The sequence below is a fragment of the Paraburkholderia sp. RL17-347-BIC-D genome (assembly GCF_046027915.1).
Classification (GTDB): domain Bacteria; phylum Pseudomonadota; class Gammaproteobacteria; order Burkholderiales; family Burkholderiaceae; genus Paraburkholderia.
Genome location: NZ_JARESS010000160.1, coordinates 1 through 1873, shown reverse-complemented (window position 1 = coordinate 1873; position 1873 = coordinate 1). Strand labels below are relative to the sequence as shown.

The following is a 1873-nucleotide window of genomic DNA, read 5'->3' as shown; positions in this document are numbered from 1 at the left end:
GTGGTATGCGAGTTACCCCCGGGGGCAGCATTTTGAGGCAGATACTTGAAATGTGAGACTTGTGATATAAACTTAAACGATCACATTTCTCAATATCGAGTACGCAATGGTTAAAGGACGTTCAAGTGCCGAAACGATGGCCCCCGCAAGCATGACCGCGTTGGCGCTCGGATCCCAGACCGCGGGAGGCGTCGGTGACATCGGCCGGATCGTGATGGCGCTGGACGCGACACGTGCTGCTGCGACTGCAATTCTCGACGGGTTGGAAGACTTGGGCGGTGGCATGTCGGAGCACACCAAGGTAGAGCTGACTCGCAAGGTACGCCGGCGAATCAGCGAGCAGGAAGATAGTGTCCTGCAAGGTCTCGTCGATGCGTCACCGGTCAGGCTGATGACGCCGTCGCGCGCCGAGATGGAAGCTAAGGCGGTTGCAACTGTGCTGGACGGAACCACGTGGTTGACGGCTCAGATGGTCGGCAAGCGGCAGAATCCGGATGCCACGAATCTGCATGCTGTGACGAGTCGGTGGAAGAAGGAAGGCAGGGTTTTTGCCATCGAGCGGGCGGGCCAGACCTTGTACCCGAGGTACATTTTTGATGATCTCGGCAACCCGATTCCTGCACTGGCAGAGATCCTGAAGGTCTTCGAAGGCTTCACACCGTTCCGGATTGCCTCGTGGTTCGAGTCGACGAACAGTATGCTCCATGGGAAGCGTCCTCGCGAGGTCCTGGCAACAGGCCCCTTGGCCGTGATCGAGGCCGCGCGGGATCACGTGGTAGGAGCGGTGCATGGGTAGTACACAGCATCCTCCGCCGCCGTCGTCATTCACGCTTTCAGCCCTTCCGTCCCTAAAGTTGTTCTCCACCGGAAACGCTCCCACGTAAATCTGTATCGCATATTCCACGTAATCTGTGCTGGAAATGGTCGCACCCATTTTCAACAGAGATCACGTGGTTTCGGAGTGTGTCCAGCGTACACTTTCCTTCTTAATCGCGTGGCCCAACCAATTCCACGCAATTTATGACGGAAAGGCGCTCCCACGTAATCTGTGCTGGAAATCGCCGCCCGGCGGTGGTCGCTGCCATCAATCTGCACCAGTTCGCCCAGACACGCACGGCGGTTGTACGGCTGGTGCACCCGCGGTGCACGCTCCTTGCGCGGGATCCACAGCCCGGCCGCCCGCATCAGCGTGCGCACCGTCTCGACCGCCAGCCCGATACCGTGACACTCCCGCCGCTTCTCGCAGGTCAGCGTCGGACCAAAATGCGGGTAGCGCTCGCGGATCAGCGCCAGCGCCCGCTGAGCGTTGCCAGCAGGAAGCTGGTGGTTGCCCGGACGGCCACGCCAGCCGCCTCATAACGCCGCACCGGCCGCTCGACTTGGCGCACGCCCAGTCCCAGCCGTTCAGCCGCCTGGCCCGGCCTGAGCCGGGCCTCGGTCACCGCCTGGATGACCTTGAACCGGTCCACCTCGCGCATCGTCATCGTGATCATCCCAGTCCCCTTCATCGCCGGCTCCATGATGGATGTCCGGCGCTCAACCTACCCAGAACACGACATTTCTATTTAGCGGAAACCCGACATTTCTATTTGGGACGTACAATTAAAAGGTTCATAAATAAGGTTATGCAAAAGTTAGGATTACTATTTATATTTATGTCAAATTGTCAGGGCAATTAACAGAAACTGACAGCCGTGTCGGCTTTGGCAACCAGACATGGGGAATACAAGAAGACGCTGCACTGGCCATTGCGAGTGGCGATTGCGAACTAAACTAGAAGCCACGTCCCAGTCATTTCCGTTGAGGAGCAAAGCGTCGAGGCGAGGCTAGCCGACCACCATCGTAATCTAGGAGTGTCCGACCGTCGGCATCA

1 protein-coding gene and 1 pseudogene are annotated in these 1873 nt (G+C 58.2%); one reads left to right on the top strand and one right to left on the bottom strand.

Annotation, left to right across the window (positions count from 1 at the left end; all coding sequences use genetic code 11):
- Positions 1–106: 106 nt before the first annotated feature.
- Positions 107–796, top strand: a complete 690-nt coding sequence (locus tag P0D96_RS47860; protein ID WP_408321300.1) for a hypothetical protein — start codon at positions 107–109, stop codon at positions 794–796.
- Between the two features lie 272 nt (positions 797–1068).
- On the opposite strand, the pseudogene P0D96_RS47855 reads toward P0D96_RS47860, so the two are convergent.
- Positions 1069–1508: pseudogene (locus P0D96_RS47855) on the bottom strand (transposase family protein); the annotation flags it as partial.
- Between the last annotated feature and the right edge of the window lie 365 nt (positions 1509–1873).